Source organism: Salisaeta longa DSM 21114, assembly GCF_000419585.1.
Classification (GTDB): domain Bacteria; phylum Bacteroidota; class Rhodothermia; order Rhodothermales; family Salinibacteraceae; genus Salisaeta; species Salisaeta longa.
This window is the reverse complement of the sequence record NZ_ATTH01000001.1, coordinates 2771457-2791787: the sequence shown is the minus strand read 5'-3', so window position 1 is coordinate 2791787 and position 20331 is coordinate 2771457. Positions and strand designations below refer to the sequence as shown.

General features: G+C 65.2%; 13 protein-coding genes. 3 read left to right on the top strand and 10 right to left on the bottom strand.

What is annotated here, in order from left to right:
• Positions 1-136: 136 nt before the first annotated feature.
• From SALLO_RS16900 to SALLO_RS16895, 5 genes are all read right to left on the bottom strand, one after another.
• The gene (locus tag SALLO_RS16900) at positions 137-3649 is read right to left on the bottom strand and encodes a hypothetical protein (RefSeq protein ID WP_228702809.1); all 3513 of its coding nucleotides are present in this window, start codon (positions 3647-3649) and stop codon (positions 137-139) included.
• A gap of 495 nt (positions 3650-4144) precedes the next feature.
• A complete protein-coding gene (locus SALLO_RS0111700) occupies positions 4145-6502 on the bottom strand; it encodes an ATP-dependent helicase (RefSeq protein ID WP_022836491.1) in 2358 nt (785 codons plus the stop codon).
• Positions 6503-6710: 208 nt separating this feature from the next.
• Positions 6711-9377 carry a S8 family serine peptidase gene (locus SALLO_RS0111695; RefSeq protein WP_084696277.1) on the bottom strand — a complete coding sequence of 889 codons (2667 nt, stop codon included), beginning with the start codon at positions 9375-9377 and terminating at the stop codon, positions 6711-6713.
• Between the two features lie 869 nt (positions 9378-10246).
• Positions 10247-11182 carry a PD40 domain-containing protein gene (locus tag SALLO_RS0111685; protein ID WP_028567195.1) on the bottom strand — a complete coding sequence of 312 codons (936 nt, stop codon included), beginning with the start codon at positions 11180-11182 and terminating at the stop codon, positions 10247-10249.
• Between the two features lie 86 nt (positions 11183-11268).
• Positions 11269-12423: a TolB-like translocation protein gene (locus tag SALLO_RS16895; RefSeq protein ID WP_022836487.1), complete on the bottom strand. Its 1155-nt coding sequence runs from the start codon at positions 12421-12423 to the stop codon at positions 11269-11271.
• A gap of 403 nt (positions 12424-12826) precedes the next feature.
• Between SALLO_RS16895 and thiE the strand changes: the two genes are divergently transcribed.
• The 3 genes from thiE to SALLO_RS0111665 all read left to right on the top strand — a co-directional run bounded on the left by thiE (position 12827) and on the right by SALLO_RS0111665 (position 16143).
• Positions 12827-13477 carry a thiamine phosphate synthase gene (gene thiE, locus SALLO_RS0111675; protein WP_022836486.1) on the top strand — a complete coding sequence of 217 codons (651 nt, stop codon included), beginning with the start codon at positions 12827-12829 and terminating at the stop codon, positions 13475-13477.
• 93 nt (positions 13478-13570) lie between these two features.
• Entirely contained in the window at positions 13571-14848 is a 1278-nt protein-coding gene (locus SALLO_RS0111670) for an arginine deiminase (RefSeq protein ID WP_022836485.1), read from the top strand.
• A gap of 44 nt (positions 14849-14892) precedes the next feature.
• On the top strand, positions 14893-16143 hold the full coding sequence (locus tag SALLO_RS0111665; protein WP_022836484.1) for an aminotransferase class V-fold PLP-dependent enzyme: 1251 nt from the start codon (positions 14893-14895) through the stop codon (positions 16141-16143).
• On the opposite strand, the gene SALLO_RS16890 is transcribed toward SALLO_RS0111665, so the two are convergent.
• The 5 genes from SALLO_RS16890 to SALLO_RS16885 form a co-directional block, all read right to left on the bottom strand.
• A complete protein-coding gene (locus SALLO_RS16890) occupies positions 16136-17053 on the bottom strand; it encodes an SDR family oxidoreductase (protein WP_022836483.1) in 918 nt (305 codons plus the stop codon). The two genes, SALLO_RS0111665 and SALLO_RS16890, sit on opposite strands and share 8 nt — an antisense overlap.
• 51 nt (positions 17054-17104) lie before the next feature.
• A complete protein-coding gene (gene rpe / locus SALLO_RS0111655) occupies positions 17105-17773 on the bottom strand; it encodes a ribulose-phosphate 3-epimerase (protein WP_022836482.1) in 669 nt (222 codons plus the stop codon).
• A 104-nt stretch (positions 17774-17877) separates the two neighbouring features.
• Positions 17878-19191: an NADH-quinone oxidoreductase subunit NuoF gene (gene nuoF, locus SALLO_RS0111650; protein ID WP_022836481.1), complete on the bottom strand. Its 1314-nt coding sequence runs from the start codon at positions 19189-19191 to the stop codon at positions 17878-17880.
• 31 nt (positions 19192-19222) lie between these two features.
• Positions 19223-19627, bottom strand: a complete 405-nt coding sequence (locus SALLO_RS0111645; RefSeq protein ID WP_022836480.1) for a hypothetical protein — start codon at positions 19625-19627, stop codon at positions 19223-19225.
• 6 nt (positions 19628-19633) lie between these two features.
• The gene (locus SALLO_RS16885) at positions 19634-20311 is read right to left on the bottom strand and encodes an NADH-quinone oxidoreductase subunit NuoE family protein (protein ID WP_022836479.1); all 678 of its coding nucleotides are present in this window, start codon (positions 20309-20311) and stop codon (positions 19634-19636) included.
• Positions 20312-20331: the final 20 nt, after the last annotated feature.

Here is a 20331-nt window from a genome sequence, read left to right as displayed (position 1 = left end):
GTTTCTCCTCTATGGGCTGACCAATGAACAAAGCAGCGCGCCCACTTGCAGACGGCGCTCGCGGGTTCCTCCCGATCTTTTTCTGCGCGCTGTTGGGCTACCCACAGGCGAGCATGCCCGCTGGCGGCCTAGCGCGTCAGAAGCTTGCCGTAAGTTGCACCCGTGCGGTGTGAATGGTGGGAGCGTTGGACGGGGCGCGGCCGTCGTAGGCGATGGTGGCGCTTAACGTTTGGGAGAGGCTAAGTTGCCCCTGCACGCGCCACAGGTACGAGGTGCCGGGGCCGCGGCCGTCGGTAAGCTCAAACTGCGCCAGCCCGCGGGCCGCGCCCGTAAGGCGCACGTTCGACACTTCGGCGCGCGCCGTCCACCGAAACGCCCCCGCCCGGGCCCACTCCACCACAAGCGGCACGCGCACCAACTGCGCCGATCGGTTGCCCAAGCGATCGGTTTTCTGCGCGAGGATGCCCTGTGCGGTGAGCGCCACGCTAGGGTGCGGGCGGTACGTGAGCGTCGGCTCGGCCTGGCGCGTCTGGATGGCGAAGCTGCGCGAGTCGAACGCGCTGCTGCGCTGCCGGTCGAGCGCCCACACCCCGCGCAGGCGCGCCGTCCACGCGTCGGCAAACCGCCAGTAGCCCTCCACGCTCCAGCTGTTCAGGAAGCTGCGCTGCGTGTTGGCCGCCCGGTCGCGCAACGTGCGCACCTGACTAAACGTGCCCTCTACCCCGTAGGCCACTTCATCTCGAAACAGCGCGGCGGTCTGTTGCAGGCGCAAGCGCCCGCTGAGCGTGGCCCCCGGCGTGCGAAAGCGCGACAGGTTGAGCAAGTAGATGGAGGCGATATCTGCTTGCGCATTTTCCTCCGCCACTTCAACAACGGTGCGCGTGGAAAGGTGACTCAGCCCCTGCTTCCACCAAGCCGTTGCCGTGTCCCACCAGCGGCGCGGCTCCCAGCGGAGCGTGGTGCGCGCATCGACGCTCACTACCGGCGTCAGCTCGTCTGACGGGATGAAGCTCTGGACGTATTCGCCTTCGTTGGGTGTCGTCTCGGGGATGAACTCGTCGGTTTGCTGCAGGCCGTCGCCGTTGAGATCGGTCCACACGTACTGGCCGAGGTCGGGCCCCGTGCGCAGGTACACCTCCTGCTGCGTAGGGGTACGCTCGGTGCGGCCTTCGTAAAAGAACGACCACTCCAGGCCCCGGTCGAGCGGGGCGGCGGTGGCCTCCAGCTGCAGCAGCAAGCTCTCGGTGCCCGCCCGCCCGCGATTGATCCGAAAGTAGTCGCGGATGCGCCGCGACCGGTAGCCCACCTGCGCGCGGGTCCGCAGCGCGCCGGCCGGATCGAAGGCCACGCCCGACTGCACCGTCCACGATGTGGAGGCCGCGCGCAGCGTGTCGGCAGCGGCCTCGTCGGTTTGGCGGTAGGCGACGCTGCCGGTTACGCGCCACGCCCCGGCCGTAAGGCCCACGCCCGGCTGCACCTCCACAAACACGAACGACCCATCGGTGAGGCGTCCGCTGAGGGTACGCTGCATGCGGCGCTCGTGCGAAATGGCCAGGCGCGGCGTAAGCTGCGCATCCCCCAACGGATAGCGCAGGGTGCCGTGCTGCTTCAGCCACGTGCCCGACCGGTCGGTGGCGCGGTTGGTGCTCGCAACCCGGCTCACACGGTAGCCAAGGGTGGGGCCTGAGTGGCCCGCGCGGAGGGCGCCCGTCTGGCGCCGGGCCGTAAAGGCATCGCCAATCTGAAACTGCCCCCACCCGCTTTCCACCGATACTACGGCGGCGGGCTGCCAACGGACCTGTGCTTCGGTGAGCACTTCGTCGCCGGCGGCGCGGAGGGCGTCGGGAAGTGCGGTGCCGCTACGGTCGAGGTTCCAGCGGCGGTTAAACTCGATGGCCCGCGTGGGCTCAAACGTTACGAATGAGGCCCCGCGGCGCTCGCGCGAGAACGTGGCCCCCAGGCGCCCCCAGCCGACGTTGAGAGAATCGAGGCGGAGGCCGGCCCGGTAGGCCTGCGCGCGGTCGTTGGCGGCATCGCGCGCCGAGAAGCGGTTCAGGTCGTTGTACGATTGCGCCCACTCGCCCACCAGCGTAACGCCGCGCACAGGCGTCAGCGTGCCATGCAGGTCGACGATGCGCTGCTCCTGCGGCGCCGGGATGGGGGCAACCGGGGCGTAGCGGCCCTCGCCCGGTCCCTCGTACGTGTAGGCCAGCCCATTGGCGGCACGCGTGCCCGGCACGTAGGCGCCGTTGCCGGCACCGACGAACGTGAAGTCGACCCGGTACACCGGCGCGCCGGGGGGCGGCGCGGTTTCGAGGACGGAGAAGATGGTGTCGCCGGCGGCCGTCACGCGACGCGCGTACTGGATGTAGGGCGCTTCGGGATCGAAGGGCACCTGCTCGGCGGTTTGGCGGAAGGCTTGCGCGTCGCCGGCCTGGCGCAGGCGGGTGGAGTCGGCAGCGGAGAGGTCGAACGCCGCGCCAAAGTTCTGGCCGTCGGCCTCGCGGAGGACGGTGGCCCCGAGGCGCACGCGCGGTGCGCCCTGGGCGGTGGTCCAGAACGCGGCCTGCGTTTGGGCGCCCACGAGCGTGCGATCGAACGCGCTGGTGCGGTACTGAAAGGTAACGGTGAGGCGGCGGTCGTCGGTGATGAGGCGGTTGGCCGTAAAGGTGAGCTCGGCGGCGGCGTAGTCGATGGTGTAGTCGTTGGTGCGGCCGCGCGTGAGGCGCTCGCCGTCGAGGTACACCGTCTCGGAGCCGGCCACGACGATGATGAAGCGCTCGCCGTTGGCGCCGCGCAGGCGGTAGGGGCCCTGCACGCCGTCGCGGAGGTCGACGGTTTGGGTGCGGAACTGCCCGCGCGATACGGCCCCGACCACCGTGGCCGATCCTTCCGCGAGGCCCACGGCGGGGCCCACCGCCTGGCTTTCGACCTTCGCGCCTTGCAGGCGCCGCGCGAACTGCGCGAAGCGGCTGGTGGAAAAGCGGGCGTCGATGTCGCCCAGCTGCATGGTGCCGGGCGGCGCGTTCACCTCCATAAAGACGCGGTCGAAGTCGCGCAGCCGCTGCGTGGTGCCGGCCGGCTGCAGCGGCGTGTTGGCGTCGGTAAGCACCGCGCGCACCGACACGTCTTTGGTCACGTTGCCCTGCAGCTGCATGCGCAGGCCCGAGGCGAGGTTGGCGTCGCGGTTGGTGCCGGCCACCACGCCCCGCGTGATCGACCCGCTGCTTTGGATGGCGAGCCCCGCGAAGGGATCGGCGGGGGCGTCGGCGCGCGTCGCGTTGGGCGCGCCCCGGCGGGCCGTTGCGGTGGTATCGCGCGGGCCGCGGCGGTAGCGCTGCGCAAGCGGAAAAGGATACGTGCGGTATACCGCGACGAGCGTGTCGGCCAGGCCCAGGCGACGGGGCCGCACCACCCAGAGGCGTCCGCGCTGCGTGTGGAGGCGGTACGCGCTGGTGTCGAGGCGGGCGCCGTTGAGGTAGATGCGCGCCGAGCCGGGCAGAATCCACGGGCGCAACGCGAACGGCTGCGGCCGAAAGGCGTCGATGGTGTCGCGGTGGGCGGCCAGGTCGCCAAACACGCGCGTGGTGTCTTGCGCGGCGGCCGCGTGCCCTCCCAGGAGGCCCATCAGCAGCAACCAGATGTACACGGCGCAACAGCGCATGCCCGCGAGGCAAAAACCGAGGGAGCAACAGCGTATGCACCATACGGCACGGACGCCCCAATGGAAAGCGCCCGGGCCGCGCAGTCATCTTGAAAGGGAGCCGCTAGGTCACACTGCGCTGGGTCACCCTGGAAAGGTGGAATCTCCGCAATGGGGCGCCTCTGCCCATACATGGAGATCGCACCTATGGCATGACCTCTGGCCCCATCATAGATATGACCTTCGGCCCCCACGTCCTTCGCATCCGCACCAGTGGCATGACCAAGGCCCCGCAGTCCTCGCGATGACACATGGATTTTTGCTTTTTTGTGCGTTGGGCGTGCAGTAGCACAAATCGAACCGAACGACCATTTGAACCATCAACGCTCAAACCTTCATCTAAGTCTTGGTGTCATTGCGAGGAACGAACGGAGGTGAGTGACGCGGCAATCTCCGCAATAGAGGGTTCCGGCCCGCACATGGAGATCGCACCTCCCGCGCTTAGCCGATGCGACGCAGTTTCGCAAACTTCAGCTTCAGCTTCTTATTGCCCACGTCCGAGCCGAAGTAGACCACCGCGGTGGCCTTCTCGCCGCGCCCGTCAACCGACTGCACCTTGCCCTCGCCAAACTTCTTGTGTTCTACGCGGGCCCCGGGTACGATCTCGCTGTAGTCCTCGTCGTACACCACCCGGCGCCCGCCCCCCGTGGTGCGCTGCACGCGCTTGGTGCGGCGCTTCGTCTCGTTCGATCCGCCCCCGCGCAGGTTCTTCCGGTAATAGTGCGGATCGACGCCGTCGTAGCGGCCGCTCGATTTCGTGGACCCGCCGCCCGATGCCTGAAAGCGGTTCTTCTTTTGCCGCAGCGTACCGCCGCCCTCCGTGCGCACCACGTCGGTGTCAATTTCCTCCAGGAAGCGACTGCGCGAATTGCTCTTTTGCTTGCCGTAGCGATAGCGGCTACGCGCCCAGCTCAAGAAAAGGCGCTCCTCGGCCCGCGTCGCGCCCACGTAAAAGAGGCGCCGCTCCTCCTCCAGCTCTTTTTTCTCCTGCGCCGCGCGTTCCAGCGGAAAGAGGCCTTCCTCCAGTCCGGCCACAAACACGACCGGAAATTCGAGCCCCTTCGACGCATGCAGCGTCATGAGCGTCACCCGGTCGGTCGTCTCGTCCTCGTCCTGATCGGTGAGCAGCGCCACCTCTTGCAAAAACGTGCTCAGCGACGCGTCGTCGCCGGTGGCCACATGCTCCGAGACGGCACTGATGAGCTCCTGCACGTTCTCCCACCGCCGCAGGTTTTCGCGGGTGTGCTCCTTTCGGAAATCCGCCATCACGCCGGCCTCCTTGATGAGGTCGCGCGCCAGCTCGTCGGCCGGCCCTTGCCCGCGCTTGCCAATGTACTTGCCAATCAGAAAGCGAAACTTGTCGACCGCGTTCACGGCCCGCGTGCCCAGCGCGTCGATGTTTTCCACCTCCTCGATGGCCTGCCACAGCGTCAGCTCGTGTTCCTGTGCGTAGCGGCGGATGCGCTCTTGCGTGGTGCGGCCAATCCCGCGGCGCGGGTAGTTGATGATGCGCTCCACGCTGGCCGTGTCGTTCGGGTTGACCAGCAGCTTGAGGTATGCCAGCACGTCCTTAATTTCCTTGCGGTCGTAGAACGAGGTGCCGCCAATGATGCGGTACGGCACGTTGGCGCGGCGCATGGCCTCCTCAATAGCGCGGCTTTGGGCGTTGGTGCGGTACAGCACCGCAAAATCGCCGTACCCCAGGTTCTCGCGGGCGTAGAGGTCGCGGATCTTCCGCTCAATCTTTTGGGCTTCATCCTTTTCGCCCAGCGCCTCAATGAGCGTCACCGGCTCGCCCGTCACGTTGTCGGTCCACAGCGACTTGTCGAGCTGGTTGTCGTTCTGGTCGATGATGGAATCGGCCAGGGCCAGGATGTTTTTGGTGGAGCGGTAGTTGCGCTCCAGCCGCACGGTGGTGGCGTTGGGGTAGTCCCGCTCAAACGACAGGATGTTGGTGATGTCGGCCCCGCGGAAGGCGTAAATGCTCTGGGCATCGTCGCCCACCACGCAGATGTTTTGGTGCCCGCCGGCCAGTTGCTTCGCCAGCGTGTACTGCGTGTGGTTGGTGTCCTGGTACTCGTCGATGTGGACGTACGCCCACTTCTCCTGATACTTGTTAAGCACCTCTGGGTGCTTGTTAAAGAGCTCGACCGGCTTGAGCAGCAGGTCGTCGAAATCCATGGCGTTGGCGCGCCGCAGGGCTTTTTCGTAGAGCGGGTAGATTTGCGCCGCCACGTCTTGCGCCTGTCCACGGGCCGTTTGGGCATAATCGGACGGCGCAATCATCTCGTTTTTGGCGCTGGAGATGAGGCGCTGCACCGACCGCGGGCGCACGTCGTCGGTGCCAATGTTGAGGCGCGTCATCTCTTGCTTGATGATGCGCTCCGCGTCGCTGGTGTCGTAAATCGAGAAATCTTTGGAGTACCCTATCTTGTCGCCCTCGCGGCGCAGGAGGCGTGCAAACGAGGAATGGAACGTGCCCACCCACATGCCGCGGGTGCGGTCGCCCACGAGCTGGTGCACGCGCTCCTTCATCTCGCGGGCCGCCTTGTTGGTGAAGGTCAGCGCGATGATCTCCCAGGGCTGCGCCTTGCCGGTGGCCAGCAGGTAGGCGATGCGGTGCGTGAGCGTGCGCGTTTTGCCCGAGCCGGGGCCCGCGATGATCATGACGGGCCCCTCGGTGGCCGTCACCGCCGCGCGCTGCTCCGTGTTCAGCCCTTGCAGGATGCGCTCTTGGGCGTCCGGATCGGCCTGTACGGTGCTCTGCGGATCGGGCGTGGCAAGTTCGATGTGGCGCATAGGAGCGGGCAGATGGCTTGGGCGCGGTACCTAACAGTTGGCGTACGGAAGGTCGCGGGCGGCGTTCTGCCGGTCCGCGCAAAGCCTGCACGAACATAGCGCGCCGCGTGGGTCCAACCAGGGGGCCCGCCGGACGCACACAGCGTATGCTCCAACGGGCCCAGCCGTTGTTCTTTGAGGATGCACATTCAAGAGCGGATACGCATAGCTACCGCACCACGCTCAAGCGCCGGGTGGCCCGGACGTGCGCGCCCACCGCCCGCACAAAGTACAGCCCGCTGGCCAGGTGCGCGCCCTTCAGCGTCAGGCGCAGCGGCGTCGACGCCGCCAGCCGGCCGCGGTAGAGCGTTTGTACGCGCCGCCCGAGCACGTCGTAGACGTGCACCTGCACCCGTTGGGCCTTGCGCACCGTCAGCTCGACGGTGGCTTGCCTGTGCATCGGGTTCGGGTAGGCCCGAAGCCGGTAGGCCGTGCCCAGCGGCACGCGCACGGCCTGCGGCGCCGAGGTCCAGGCCGCCGGGGCCTTCCCGGCCGGGCGGTAGCGCAGGCGCAACTGGCGCGGACCGGCCGGCAGCCCACGCGCGGTGAAGGCGTAGGAGGGGCCATGGGTCGTGTCGACGGCCGCCGAGTCGGCCGAAGGTACGACGCCCAGACGTTGCCACGCGCCGGTGGTATCGGCGCGGTGCTCGATGACAAAGCGCGCCGCGGGCAGGGAGCCGGTAGCGGCCCAGCGAAGCGTCGCCGTGCCCGGGGCCGGAGCTTGCACTGCGAGCCCTTGCAGGCGCGCTCCCGCAGCGAGAAAGCCCGTTGTTGGGTAGCAAACAAGGCCGCCATCGGGGCAGTTCGGCCCGCTCGGAAGCACAGAAATGTTGCGCGTCTGCGTATCCGTCTCGCCTCCCCGGGTGACCGTCACGCGAATGCCGCCATTGGGTATGACCGTATTGGTGTCGTTGAAAAACGCGTGGCTGCATGAACTCGTGGTGCACGGCAGGTCGTACCAGCTAAAGCTTTGGGGGTTACTGGCCTTCCAGGCATAGCTGATGGATCCGCTGCCGCCGGTGACCGAAGCGGTCCAGGTGCCCTGCTCGCCACTGGCAAGCGACGTGGGCCCCGAGAGGGAGACATCCAGGGGAGGCGTTCCGGGGCTACCGATCACGGTGTACTGAAAGCGTCCGCCCCGCTTATGCACCGTGGGATCGAAGGGGATCCACCCGATCTCCTGCCCATTGACGCTTGTCTCAATGTAGTAGAAAAAGGTCGTTGCCTCCGCCGAGCTTTTCGAGACGGACTTCGACAGGTACCGGTCTCCGTCGTTGGGGTTGGCCGCCGAGAACCCAGGCTCGGTGACGGGCAGCCAAAACCAGGGTTCTTCTTCGTAGTAGAAGTCAGGCGAGGACGCCGACGCGCTTAGCTTGTAGATGTCACAGATGTATATGCCCGCGCCATAGTGTACGCCCCCGCTGGAGGTAAACCCGTTAGGGAAACTCACGCTATCGTCGTTGTAGAGCTTCGTGAACGAGGCCGGGCCGTGGCTCACCTCGTAGGGGTCGCTGACGCGCCGAACGGCCGCATGGGCGTCGATCATACCGTAGCCCACCTCTGGGTCGTGGCCGCTCCCATAGCTCTGCGCCGTTCGCTTCAAAAGGTACTCAATGTCATGGGTGTGAAGGCTCGGCTCGGCGGACAGCAGCAGGCTGGCCGTGCCTGTTACGAAGGGAGCAGCCAGTGACGTGCCGTCGAAAGAGTAGTAGTCGACGGAAGCTGCACTCGTGTAAATATCCACCCCTGGAGCCGCTACGTCTGTAAAGGAGCGAGACCCGGTGTTGTCCCACGGCGACCCGCTTTGATTCATGGCTCCCACGTTGACGATCCAGGGTCCCACGTTGTTGGGATAGCTGGACGTTTGGCCAGGTATACCGTCCTTATATGGATTGGCGTGAACCAGAAGAACGTCGGCCTCATACGCGCTACGAAGTGCCTGCGTTAGGGTCGTCGACTGATCAGCAAATCCCCAGCTGTTGTTAATCACGGAAGCCCCGGCCGTCACGGCGTCCTCGATCGACTGGGCGGTGTTCACGAGTCCACCGAGTGGTTCGGAGTGAATTTTGGCATACCAGTCCACGCCGGCGATCCTGCCTGCAGGATTATCGCCCTTCGCGGCAGCAATTCCAGCGACAGCGGTGCTGTGATCTGTGGTCCCGGTGTATCCGCTGACCTTGCCCGACAGCTCTACGTGGCCGGCCTTGATGCCTCCGTCAACGATGCCAATCGTGACGTTGTTGCTTCCTTTCGTGTAGGTCCACGCCTTCGTGGCCTCAATGTCGGGGCCGCTGGTGTTGCGAAGCCCCCACTGCTTGTCGAAATCTTCCTGGTTCGGAGGAATCACTTCGTCGGTTGCGCTCTGGGGTTGGGAAGAAACCGTGTGCGACCGATTACCAGGAGAAAATCGTGGGGCGGGACGCTGGTTCTTCTCGGCGTACTGGACTCCGGGCAATCGATTTAGCCGGGCAACCACTGAATCGCGATTGGCATTCGGGGGCAGCGTGACGACAAAGAGGTTCGTGTAGTCGGGCACCCGATAGGTGCGCCCGTCGCCCAGGACGCGCAGGGTATCGGACCGCTGAAAATCAGGAAATCCCCTTGCTATCCTGCGGGCACCCGCCCGCTGCAGCACGCCCTTCACCGGGCCCGGCAGCCGAGCTTGGCCAATTTCGGCCCGCGTTGCTCCGTGGGGGAGTGCAGCGGCGTCCGTCTCGAACATCACGATGACCTGTCGCTCGACGGGCGGGTCCGGCGGTCCTTGTTGTGCGTGAAGAGGCGTGCTGAAACAGAGTCCCAGAACGAGGATTGTCCAGAAAAACGTGCGCATGGTCATGGTTCTGTGCTTGGAGTGAGTGTGATCCTGCGGATACAGCCCGGCCGACCTGCCCGTCCTCGCCCGGCGGCTCCCTGCCCGGAGCCGGCACGTGAGCCTGCGTTTTTGCAGCGGCCGGGTTTTCTGTTTTCGGAGATTGATTGCTGAAACATTGCTGCGGAGTTCGTTGCGATTCCGGCGGGGGCTCGTACCGCTGCTCGGGCACCTTCCCGGTAAACTCCACGGGCTTATCCGGTCGCGGAATGCTCACCACCTGCGTCGGCAGTATGATGGTCCGGCATGGGCCCAGGTCGGGAACCGGCCCAATGTCCACCACGACCCGGTCTCCGGCATCGTAGATGCCCTCGATGGCCCTAATTCGATGGGTGACCCTGCAGCCCCCGTAAAAGTAGCCCCAGTATATCCCGATGATGATTCGACGGTTGAAGTCGATTGACGGGGGAGGATAAAGCTCGAAGTTCTGGTCGCGTACCATAACGTGTTCGTTCCAGAACTGGGCCCAAGTGGTGCTGTCCCGGAAGACGCGCGCTTGGGCTTCGTAGACATCAACACCGTGGCCCCGCTTGACCCACTCATAGGGGATCGGCTCGCCGGGCGGGCCGGACGCGCCTTGAAGCAGGTCGCACCCTGCAAGGAGAAGCCCCGCGAGCAGGAGGGTCGTCAGTATCGTTCGCATGGCAAACCTCGTTCGGGTTTGGAAAAGAACGAATGAACGAGGGATGCCGGCCGCCTTTCCCTCACGGGTCGGGCGTACCGGTCCCCCGATGCTGCTTGATCTTGGCGGATCCAGGTCGGTTGGCAACGGGCACCGGGCCCGTCGAGGGTTTTTTATGGGGAACGCAAGTTGTCCTCCGGCCTGTCGCGGACCGTTAGTTCAGGGGATTGCGCGAAGGATTCGTGATCTGCCGCAGCTCCGAGCCGTCGCGGCGGATGACCCAGAGAGCAGTGAGGTCGCTATTGTGGGCCGGTTTGGAAAAGACGATGCGCTCCGAGTCAGGTCCCCAGGCTGGGAAGCTTCCCCCCTTGGCAAGCTTCCGTTTGCCGGTTCCGTCGGCCCGCATAACCCAAAGCTCGAAACCGTTTTCGTCGAGCGGGGACCAGGCGATCCACTCCCCGTCCGGGCTCCAGGCCGGATGGCGATTATCGACAGCGCCGTTGTCAGTCAGTTGCATTACATCGGCACGGCTCGTGTCAGCAATGAAAATCTGAGTCTTATCATACACGATTCTTTTGCCGTTAGGAGCCCAATCTGCGGGTGCAGCTCCAAAACCGAATTTTGTGAATGTCGAATCGGAGAGGTGGACGAACCAGATGCCGGACTCTTCTGTCGAGCCCGAGCGACTGAAGGAGAGGGTTTGGCCATCCGGCGACCAGCGTGGAAAGAAAGAAGCCCCAAAATCCGTGACCTGCCGCAGGCCCGACCCATCGGGTCGGATGGTGTAGATGTTGCCGGTCGTGAAGGCGATGCGCGCTCCGTCGGGCCGCCAGTCGGGACTTCGGGCCGAGCCCTCTACCACGAGCCGCGTCGAGCCGGTCTCGAGATTAAGGACGTAGAGCCCGCTCACGTCGGTCGTGTCCTCGGTCCACCCGGCGTCGTGATGGTAAGCAATGCGATTCCCCTCCGGACTCCATGCCGGGGAGTAGTCTACCCGGAAGGGGCCCGGGTTCGGGTCGTGGGTATAACCGGGCCCGCTGTCGCAACCGCTCAGGAGCGCGAACGCCACAAGGAGTAGAGCAGCCGTGCGCACGGCTACGCCGCGCAGGAAATACAAACGAGGTAAACCTGTCATAGCAGCTTGGATCATAGCAGCTTGGAAAGCAAAATGCGAGGAGGCAACAAGCCCATGGTTGAGGTGAGCGCGTCCTGAGGCGAGCGCGCACTAAAGACCCATTAGCTCTCGAAAACATAACCTTCGCGAGCTATTTTCCGACTTGGAGAAGGCGCCCTTGGAGAAGGCGATCCCCTCCGGGGAGCCATCTGGTTCAAGGTTTGCGTCGAGAGGTCGGGAAACTTCGGGACCGAGTCCGGCAGCGCCGGCCAGAGCGGCCGGGCCTGCATCGTCTCGAGGTCGAAGCGGTACGGCACGTAGCGCGCGCCCTGCCCCCGATTTACGTCCCGGCGAAAGATGAAATACGAACCGTCGGGGCCCCACCGGGGGTTATCGCCGCCGAGCGTAGTGATCTGGCGGGCATCCTCATCCGTCCCGTCCGGATCGGTCCGGAAGAGAAAAAGCTGCTCGGCGTAGCCGACGTAGCGCGGTTGCACCGCAAGGTCGGCCGTGGGGCTTGGCACCGGCGTGTCGACTAGGTCGAGGGAGTCTTTCGGAAAGTCGGTGATCCAGTGCCAAGTGCTATCGGCAAAGGTGTAACGAGCAAAGTTGCCGCTGATCGGCCCTCGGTCTCGCAGATACTTCTTTCCAACTACGTATTTCTTCTGGTTGCCGAAGGTCGTGGCTTGCATCAGTTCGACGAGCGGCCCGGTGGTCGTACTGTCGCGGGTGTCAATCACGTAAAGCCCGCGGGGGAAGGGCTGCTGGTAGGCCCTTTGGTTTACGTGGACGAGAATACGATGACCGTCAGGGAACCAGCCGCTGCTGGAAGCAACCTCGAAGGAGATGCGCTGGTTTTCTTCTCCGGTCCACTGTGTGGTTTCAAGCGTCTCCAGGTCGATGGTGTGAACAGTAAAATTGCGAAACACCGTGACAGCTACCTGATCCCCACTGGGATGCCAATTTACTGTAATAGTATTGACGCTAATGAGCTGAGGATTAGATCCATCCCGATCGACGATCCATAGCTGATTGCGCGGGTCAAACGGCTTGCCGGGGGTGCGCTCTCGGATCAGGGCAATGCGGTCGCCGCTCGGGCTGGGCATTAGATTATAGAGGTTCTCGGTTCCAGGCAGGGGCTGTCCGCCATACTCTCCCTGCGCGAAGATCGGCTCTTCTCGTTCCGGGGGCGGCGGCTCGGTAGGGACTGAGCAGGCTGCTGCCAGGAGGGTCATTCCGGCCATGGCGGTCAACAAGAGAACAACAACACGGGACATAGGAAGCAGGCTTCAATATGCAAAAGCACCGCAGGCAAGCGCCGCCCTGAAGGCCGCGCATGGTTTCCGGAAGTGAATTATGCTTCAACGGTACATCACAGGAAATGCAATATCAAGTTAACGAAAGAACACCTGCTGCGTGGACGGCCGGCACCGCCGTTGCATGCGCGAAGATTAACGTCGCCGCACGTCTCATGCTGTGCAAAGACCGCATGCGGTAACGGTACGCAAGGAACCAACGACGCGGCGCATAGCAATCCCCCAGGGCAAAAGCGGAGCGCGTACGCCCCCTCCCTTCCGCAGACCTTCGACGCCTCGGCCCGCTCGCACCTCGGCTGGAACCGCTGCGGGGGCGGGTCGTGTGGATCTCGCGCACTGCCTTCGTTCGCCGACGCCCCTTGCCATGGAAGCTTCACCGTCTATTGGACGCCTGCACGTTCTCACCGATTTCCACCTCCAGCAGCGCTACAGCCATGCCGCGCTGGCCCGGCTCGTCATTCGCGGCGGCGCGGATACCATCCAGTTTCGGCAGAAGACGGGCGGGCTGCACAACCTCCTGGTGGAGGCGCGCAAGGTGCAGGCGGTGTGCCGCGACACGTCGGTGCCCCTGATTGTGGATGACCACCTGCCCATCGCGCAGGCCGTGGGGGCGGCAGGCGTGCACCTGGGCCAGGAAGACTTTCCCATCGCCGCTGCCCGCGATGTTCTGGGGCCCGAGGTGCTCATCGGAGCGTCGGCCAACACCCGCGCCCAGGCCGAGGCCGCCTACGAAGCCGGGGCCGACTACATCGGCTACGGGCCCATCTACCCCACCACCTCCAAAGCCTACATTAAGTCTGTGCAAGGGCCGCAAGGCCTTGCCGACGTGTGCGAGGCCCTGCCGCTGCCCGTCATTGCCATCGGCGGCATCACGCACGGACGCGTCCGGCCGGTGTTAGAGGCCGGGGCCTACGGCGTGGCGGTGCTCTCGGCCATCTGCACGGCGGCCGACCCGGAACGCGCCACCGCGCGCTTCCGCGCGGCCATCGATGGGGCCTTGCTGCAGGAGGCGTAGCGGTGCTTTTCCACACCATCCGCAGAAACGCCGGACCGCCGCTCGCCGTTGGGGTCTTTCCGCACTGAAAGCGCTTTTCCCTCACCCGCCGTTATGCCTGTGCCTACCGATGCCCCTGCTGCTCCCGCCACCACCGCGCCCCCCTTTGGGGTGGCCAGCGAGTCGAACCTGCTGCAACAGGTGATCGTCCACACGCCGGGCCACGAGATGGAGCTGGTATCGCCCGATAACCGGCTGGAGCTACTGTTTGACGACATCTTGTTTGTGGAGAACGCGCGCCGCGAGCACCTGCTCATGTGCTCGGTCTTTGAAACGATCGTGGGCCGTGCCGACGCCGTGTTGCAGGTGGGCACCCTGCTACGGGAGGCCTTCGAGACGTCGGCCGATGCCCGCGGGTCGTTTGTGGAGGCGCTGTGCCGCGAGCTGCCGGCCACGTCCAACATCCGCGCGGTGGAGGGGGAGCTGAAGGACCTCTCCCCGGAAGCCCTCCACCGCTTTGCCCTCACCGGCGAGTCGGCCCTGCCGGTGGCGCTGCCGCCCTTGCCCAATTTGCTGTTCACGCGCGACCTTGCGGCTGTGGTGCACGATCAGATCATCATGAGCCACGCGGCCACCTCGGCCCGCACCCGCGAGAGCATCATCATCGAGACAGTCCTGCGCCACCACCCGCGCTTTGCCGACGCCGCCAGCAACCTCATAAAGCTCCCGCCCGGCACGACCTTCGAGGGCGGCGACTTGCTCGTGGCCAACGAAAAGGTGGTGCTCATTGGTCACTCCGAGCGCACGTCGCTGGGCGCCATCATGGCCATTGCCCACGAGCTGTTTGAGCGCACGCCGGTGGAGCACGTGCTGGCCGTCGACCTCCCGAAGCGGCGCGCCACCATGCACCTCGATACCGTGTTTACGTTTGCGGCGCCCAACGAGTGCGTGGTGTTTCCGCCGCTGCTGGAGCGCTTCGGGTTTGGCTATGCCGTGCACTTCACCGCGCACGACGGGCCCGGACGCTTTGTGACGGACATGCGGCGCAACCTCAAGGAGGCCCTGGAAGAACTCCTGGATCACGACCTCACATTCATTCCCTGCGGCGGCGATCAGCGCTTGCACCAGGAGCGCGAGCAGTGGACCGACGGCGCCAACGTGTTTTGCATCGCGCCGGGCGTCATCATGGGCTATGAGCGGAACGGCCGCACGTTTGCGCGGCTGCGCGACCACGGCTACCGCGTGGTGAGCGCCGAGAGCTTTCTCTCGTACCACGAAGGCGGATCGTTTGATGTGGGCGACGAGAAGGTGGCCATCCAATTGGCCGGCACCGAGCTTTCGCGCGGTCGCGGCGGCCCGCGCTGCATGACGCTTCCGCTGGCGCGCACGTAGCCGGTGCGTTCGTTCGTCTCCCCAAGCCTTTTGCCTGCCCTGTTGTGCCCGCCCCGCTGCCCGCTACCATCCGCGACCGCTTTGCAGCTCCCGAGCCGCCCGACGCGGTGGAGCTGCGCGCCTTCACGCACGGGCTGATGCCCCGCACGGTGCCCGCCATGATGCAGCGCTTCACCGAGGACTGGCGCACCCGCGGCGTCGATGCCTGGAACCGCGTCCCGAACCACTGGCGGCCCGCGAGCGATGAATCCGTGGGCTGGTGGACACTGCCGACGTACCTCGGCGACGCCTTCATCGCTCCGCTCCTGGGCGCGCCCGACGGCACGTGCATCCATCAGCCGCACGTGCATTGGACGATGCAGTGCCTGCTCTCGGCGCCCGAGGTGGCCGCCCGCGGCTCGTCTGTCCTCTGCACCGAAGCAGCATTTCCGTCGGTCGGCCACAGCGTGCAACAGTGGAGCGCCCTGGACGGCCTTGCGCCCACGGCCCTTCCGGTGGCGGCCGACGGCGCGCTCCCGGTCGACCGCCTGTGCGCAACCCTTTCCGACGATACGGCGCTCGTCATCGTTAGCCACGTGGGCTTCACCACTGGCGCCCGCGCGCCCACACGCGCCCTGCGGCGCCTCGCGGACGCTGCCCACGCGCACGATGCGCTCCTGGTGGTGGATGGCTACCATGCCGCCAGCACGATGCCCATTGACGTAGACGCCCTGGGCTGCGACGTGTACATGGGCGGATTGCTGAAGGAGGCGTGCGGCTCCTCGGGCAACGCTTTTGTGTACCTGCGCCCCGGACTCGACCTCTCGCCCCGGCTGCAGGGCTGGTTTGGCGATGCCGAGCCGTTTGCGTTCAACGATGCCCCCACGCCCCATCCGGAGGTGCGCCGTCGGTTTTTGGGCGGCACCACCGCGGTGGCCTCCATGTATCACGCCGTCGAGGGCGTGCGCATTTTGCTCGATGTTGGGCTGGAGGCGGTGCGCGCCCATTCGCTCGCCCTTACCGACCGGGCCCTGCGGCGGGCCGATGCGGCCGGCCTTACGGTGCGCTCCCCGCGGCCCGCGGCACAGCGCAGCGCCATGGTGATCCTGGCGGTGGAGGAGGCCGCGCGGCTCTGCGAGCACCTCAAGACGAAGCACATCTACACCGACAGCCGCCAGAACCGCTACCTGCGGATGGCGCCGTTCCTGTGGAATACGGCCGCCGACGTAGACCGCGCGTTCGATGCCATCGACGCGGCCCTGCAAAGCGGTGCCTACCGATCGGCCACACTCCCGGAGGGCGGGCCCGTCACGTAGCGCGCCGCACGGCTTCTTTCTGATACACCGGCACGGTGCTCTCCAAATCGGTGAGCGCGAGGCTCGCCCCCCACAGCCGAGCGGCCTTTTTCTCGTCGAAGGCTGCCGGCGGCGGCTTCACTTCTTCCGTCTCGCGGAAGTATTGTCCCGTCACGCCCTTTGCCTCCTCGGCGGCCGCGAGGTACACCACGCCCTTCGCGCCACCCGCGGGCGAGCGAAAGAGCCAGCGGAAGCGCCGCGCCAACCACGGCAGCCACCCTTGGTCGCGCCAGATGTTGGTGTTTACCACGCCCGGATGCACGCAGTTGACGGCCACGCCCGTCTCGTACATCCGGTGGGCCAGCTCGTGCGTGAACATCGTGAGCGCCAGCTTCGATTGCGCGTAGGCCTGCATGCCGCTGTAGTCGTCTTCGTTCTGCAGGTCGTCCAGGTCGAGCGTAGCGGCCCGCTGCGCATCGGAGCCCACATTTACCACGCGGGCCTCGCCGTGGGCCTGCGCGGTGGCTTCCAGGTCGTCCAGCAACAGGTGCGTGAGCAGAAACGGCGCCAGGTAGTTAACGGCCAGCGTGTACTCGATGCCGTCGGGCGTCGTCTCGCGGGAGGTGCGCAGCACGCCGGCGTTGTTCACCAGCACGTCGATCCGGTCGTAGTGCGCGCTCAGCTCGGCGGCCACCGCACGCACGTCCTCTTGCACCGCAAGGTCGGCCACGAAGAGCGAGAAGTGGCCCGTATCCACCGCGGCGGCCAGTTCATCGCGGGCCGCCGCGCCGCGTTCGGGCGAGCGGCAAACCATCGCCACCTCGGCCCCCTGACGGGCTAGCGCCCGCGCCGTTTCTTTTCCGATGCCCGAGTTGGCGCCGGTAACCACGCACACGTGCCCTGTGAGGTCGCGCAGTGTAGCGTCATCCATACAACGTTCGATTCAGTTGAGCAGGTACCTGCCATAGAGCAGGGACAAGAATCACGCCGCAAGCATCAACGACTGACGAAATTGCTCCACGTTCGACGCGATGTCACCGCCAAAAATGGCACTGCCGGCCACCAATACATCGGCCCCGGCTTGCACAATCTCCAGCGCGTTGTGCGGCTTCACCCCGCCGTCCACTTCCAACAAGGTGGTAACGCCCAGCGCATTGAGGCGACGGCGTGTCTGCCGAATTTTATCGGTGGTCGTGCCAATGTACGACTGCCCGCTAAATCCTGGGTTCACCGACATCACCAGCACAAGGTCGACCATCGTAAGCACCGGCTCGATCTGTGTGAGCGGCGTGGCCGGATTGATCGCGACGCCCGCACGGCACCCAAGCGCGTGAATCTGCTGGAGGGCACGGTGCAGATGCGAAGTGGCCTCGGCGTGCACCGTAAGAACGTCGGCGCCAGCCTCGGCGAAGGCTTCCAGAAAGCGCTCGGGGCGCTCCACCATCAAGTGAACGTCGAGCGGCGCTTGGTGGGCCTCGGCCACCGGGCGCAGGGCAGCCACGACGCCCGGGCCAATGGTCAGGTTGGGCACGAAGTGGCCGTCCATCACGTCCAGGTGCAGCCAGTCGGCCCCGGCCTGCAACGCCGCGTCGGCCTGATCCGCCAGATGGCCAAAGTCGGAGGCAATGATGGAAGGGGCAAGCGTAGCCATGGGCGTTTACAGTCAGCCAAAGGAGTAATACGTGAACCTACGAGGCAGCAACACATGCGCCAAAACAATCCCGGCGCTTATGGATCGCTCGCGTCGGCGAGCACCTACGCCGCCGTCACGTGCGAGGGCTTGCATTTCGCCTCAAAGTCTTCCCGGAAGCGCTGGATCGTGTTGCGCACGGGCCAGGCGGCCGCATCGGCAAACGCGCAAATCGTGCGGCCCTCCATCTGGTCGCACAGATCGAGCAGCAAGTCCAGGTCGCGGAGCCGTCCCTCGCCCTCGTCAATACGGGTTACCAGCTGCTCCAGCCAGCCGGTGCCTTCGCGGCACGGCGTGCACTGCCCGCAGCTTTCGTGCTGGTAGAAGTGCGTCACGCGGCGCAGCCAACTCACCATGTCGGTGTCTTCGTTCAAGATGAGCATGCCGGCCGTCCCCATCATTGAGCCGGCCTCGCGCAGGCTTTCGGCATCCATGGTAACGCCCTCGATGCTGTCACCACGCAGCGGCGGCACCGAGCTTCCGCCCGGAATGACGGCCTTTACGCCCTTGTCTTGCTGCATGCCCCCGGCCACCTCGTAAATCAGGTCGGTGATGAGCATGCCCGTGGGGTACTCGTAGGCCCCCGGACGATTGACGTGTCCGGCAATGCCGTAGATCGTCGGGCCGGGGTGGCCTTCAGCACCGATGTTTCCGAACCACTCGGCGCCGTTTTTCATGATGTGCGGCACGTGCGCCAGCGTCTCCACGTTGTTGATGGTCGTGGGGCTGTCCCATGCGCCTTTTTGGGCCGGAAACGGCGGCTTGTACCGCGGATACCCGCGCTTGCCCTCCAGCGAGTTGAGGAGGCTTGTTTCTTCTCCGCAGATGTAGGCCCCGGCGCCCTTGTGGATCACGATCTCCATGTCGAAGCCCGTGTCCATGATGTTTTGCCCCACGTAGCCGGCCGCGTAGGCTTTTTCGAGCTCACGCTCCATGTGCTGAATCCAGTCGGCGTACTCGCCGCGCACATAGATGTAGCACACGTCAATGGACATAGCGTAGCCCGCAATGAGGATGCCCTCGTAGAGCAGGTGCGGGTTGTACTCCATGATTTGCCGGTCTTTAAACGTGCCCGGCTCGCTCTCGTCGGCATTGCACGCTAGGTAGCGCGGGCGATCGTCCGGCTCGGGCATAAAGCTCCACTTCATGCCAGCAGAGAAGCCTGCGCCGCCGCGGCCTCGCAGGTTGGCTTCTTTCACCGTTTCGGTCACGTCGCCGGGCGTTGTGTCGGCGTCGGTGAGCACATCGCGCAGCACCTCGTAGCCGCCTTCGTCCTCGTACACGTCGAGGCGATGCAGGTCTTTTACGGGCGGCAGCAAGATGCGCTGGTAGTTGCGCCAGTCGCCGGCTTTGGATTGGGCACCATTCGTGGCTTCCATAACAGAAACGCGTTAGGTTCAGAAAACAGAATCAGGCCGTAGCAGTCGATGCGTGGCGCGCCGTGGCCAGCAGGTGTAACGCGCGCAACGCGTCGACTTTGCGCTGCCACGTCATGTACGTGTGGTAGGCCCACCCGCCGAGGCTCGCGGCAAAGGCGCACGCGCCCACCATGGCCAGCAAGAAGGCGTAGCGCGGCACAGCGCCCGCGGTAAACATCCATTCGCGCAAGATGGCTGTGGGCACCACCAGCGCCATCAGCAGGATGGTGCCGGTAACGGCCCACATCCAGCGGCGCTCGTCCGTTGCCTCGCGCAGTTGGGCCTGGATGTACCCCGGGTGGGCGCCGTCTTGCAAGGTGCGCTCCACCTCAGCCGAAACGCCGTCGATGCGCTCAACCAGCAATGTGCGCAGCGCGCGCTGCGAGTCATCGGCCATGCCAAACTACTCTACGTGTTCGGGGAGCGGCTGCGTTTGGTACGTGTCGGTGTGCTCCACGTCGGTACGGCGGTTGCCGCCCATCTCGTCTTCGTCCTGGGGCAGCGTCATCGATGTAAACGACGGCACGATGCCCTCTTGCAGGTCCTCAATCAGGCGATCCACCTTTTCCTCGGTCAGGTTGTGCACGTACGGCCCGTTGGTGATTTGCATCATCGGGGCCGAGCCGCAGCATCCCAGGCACTCCACCTCTTGCAACGTGAAGGTGCCGTCGTCGGTCGTTTGGCCGGCGTGGATGTCCAGCTTTTCCTCCAGGTAGTGCAAGAGGTCGTAGCCGCCGGTTTGCTGGCACGCAAAGCACGTGCACACGTCGAGCACGTAGGTGCCTTGCTTTTCTTTGTAGTACTGCGTGTAGAAGGTGGCCACGCCGTAGGCTTTGGCAAACGGCATGTCGAGCGCATCGGCGCACAGCTGAATGACCTCGGGCGGCAGAAAGCCAAACTTTTCCTGGCCCATCCACAGCACGCGCATAATCGCAGCGTCGGCGGTGGGGTACTGGTCTTTGTAGGCCGCGATCTGCTCCTTTTCCTCGTCGGTAAAGAACAGCTCGTCGTCCGGAATCTGCGGCTCGGGCTGCTGGTCGGGCAGCTCCACAATGGGCCGCTGAATATCAAAATGCGACATAAGCGCTCGGGATGGTTTGC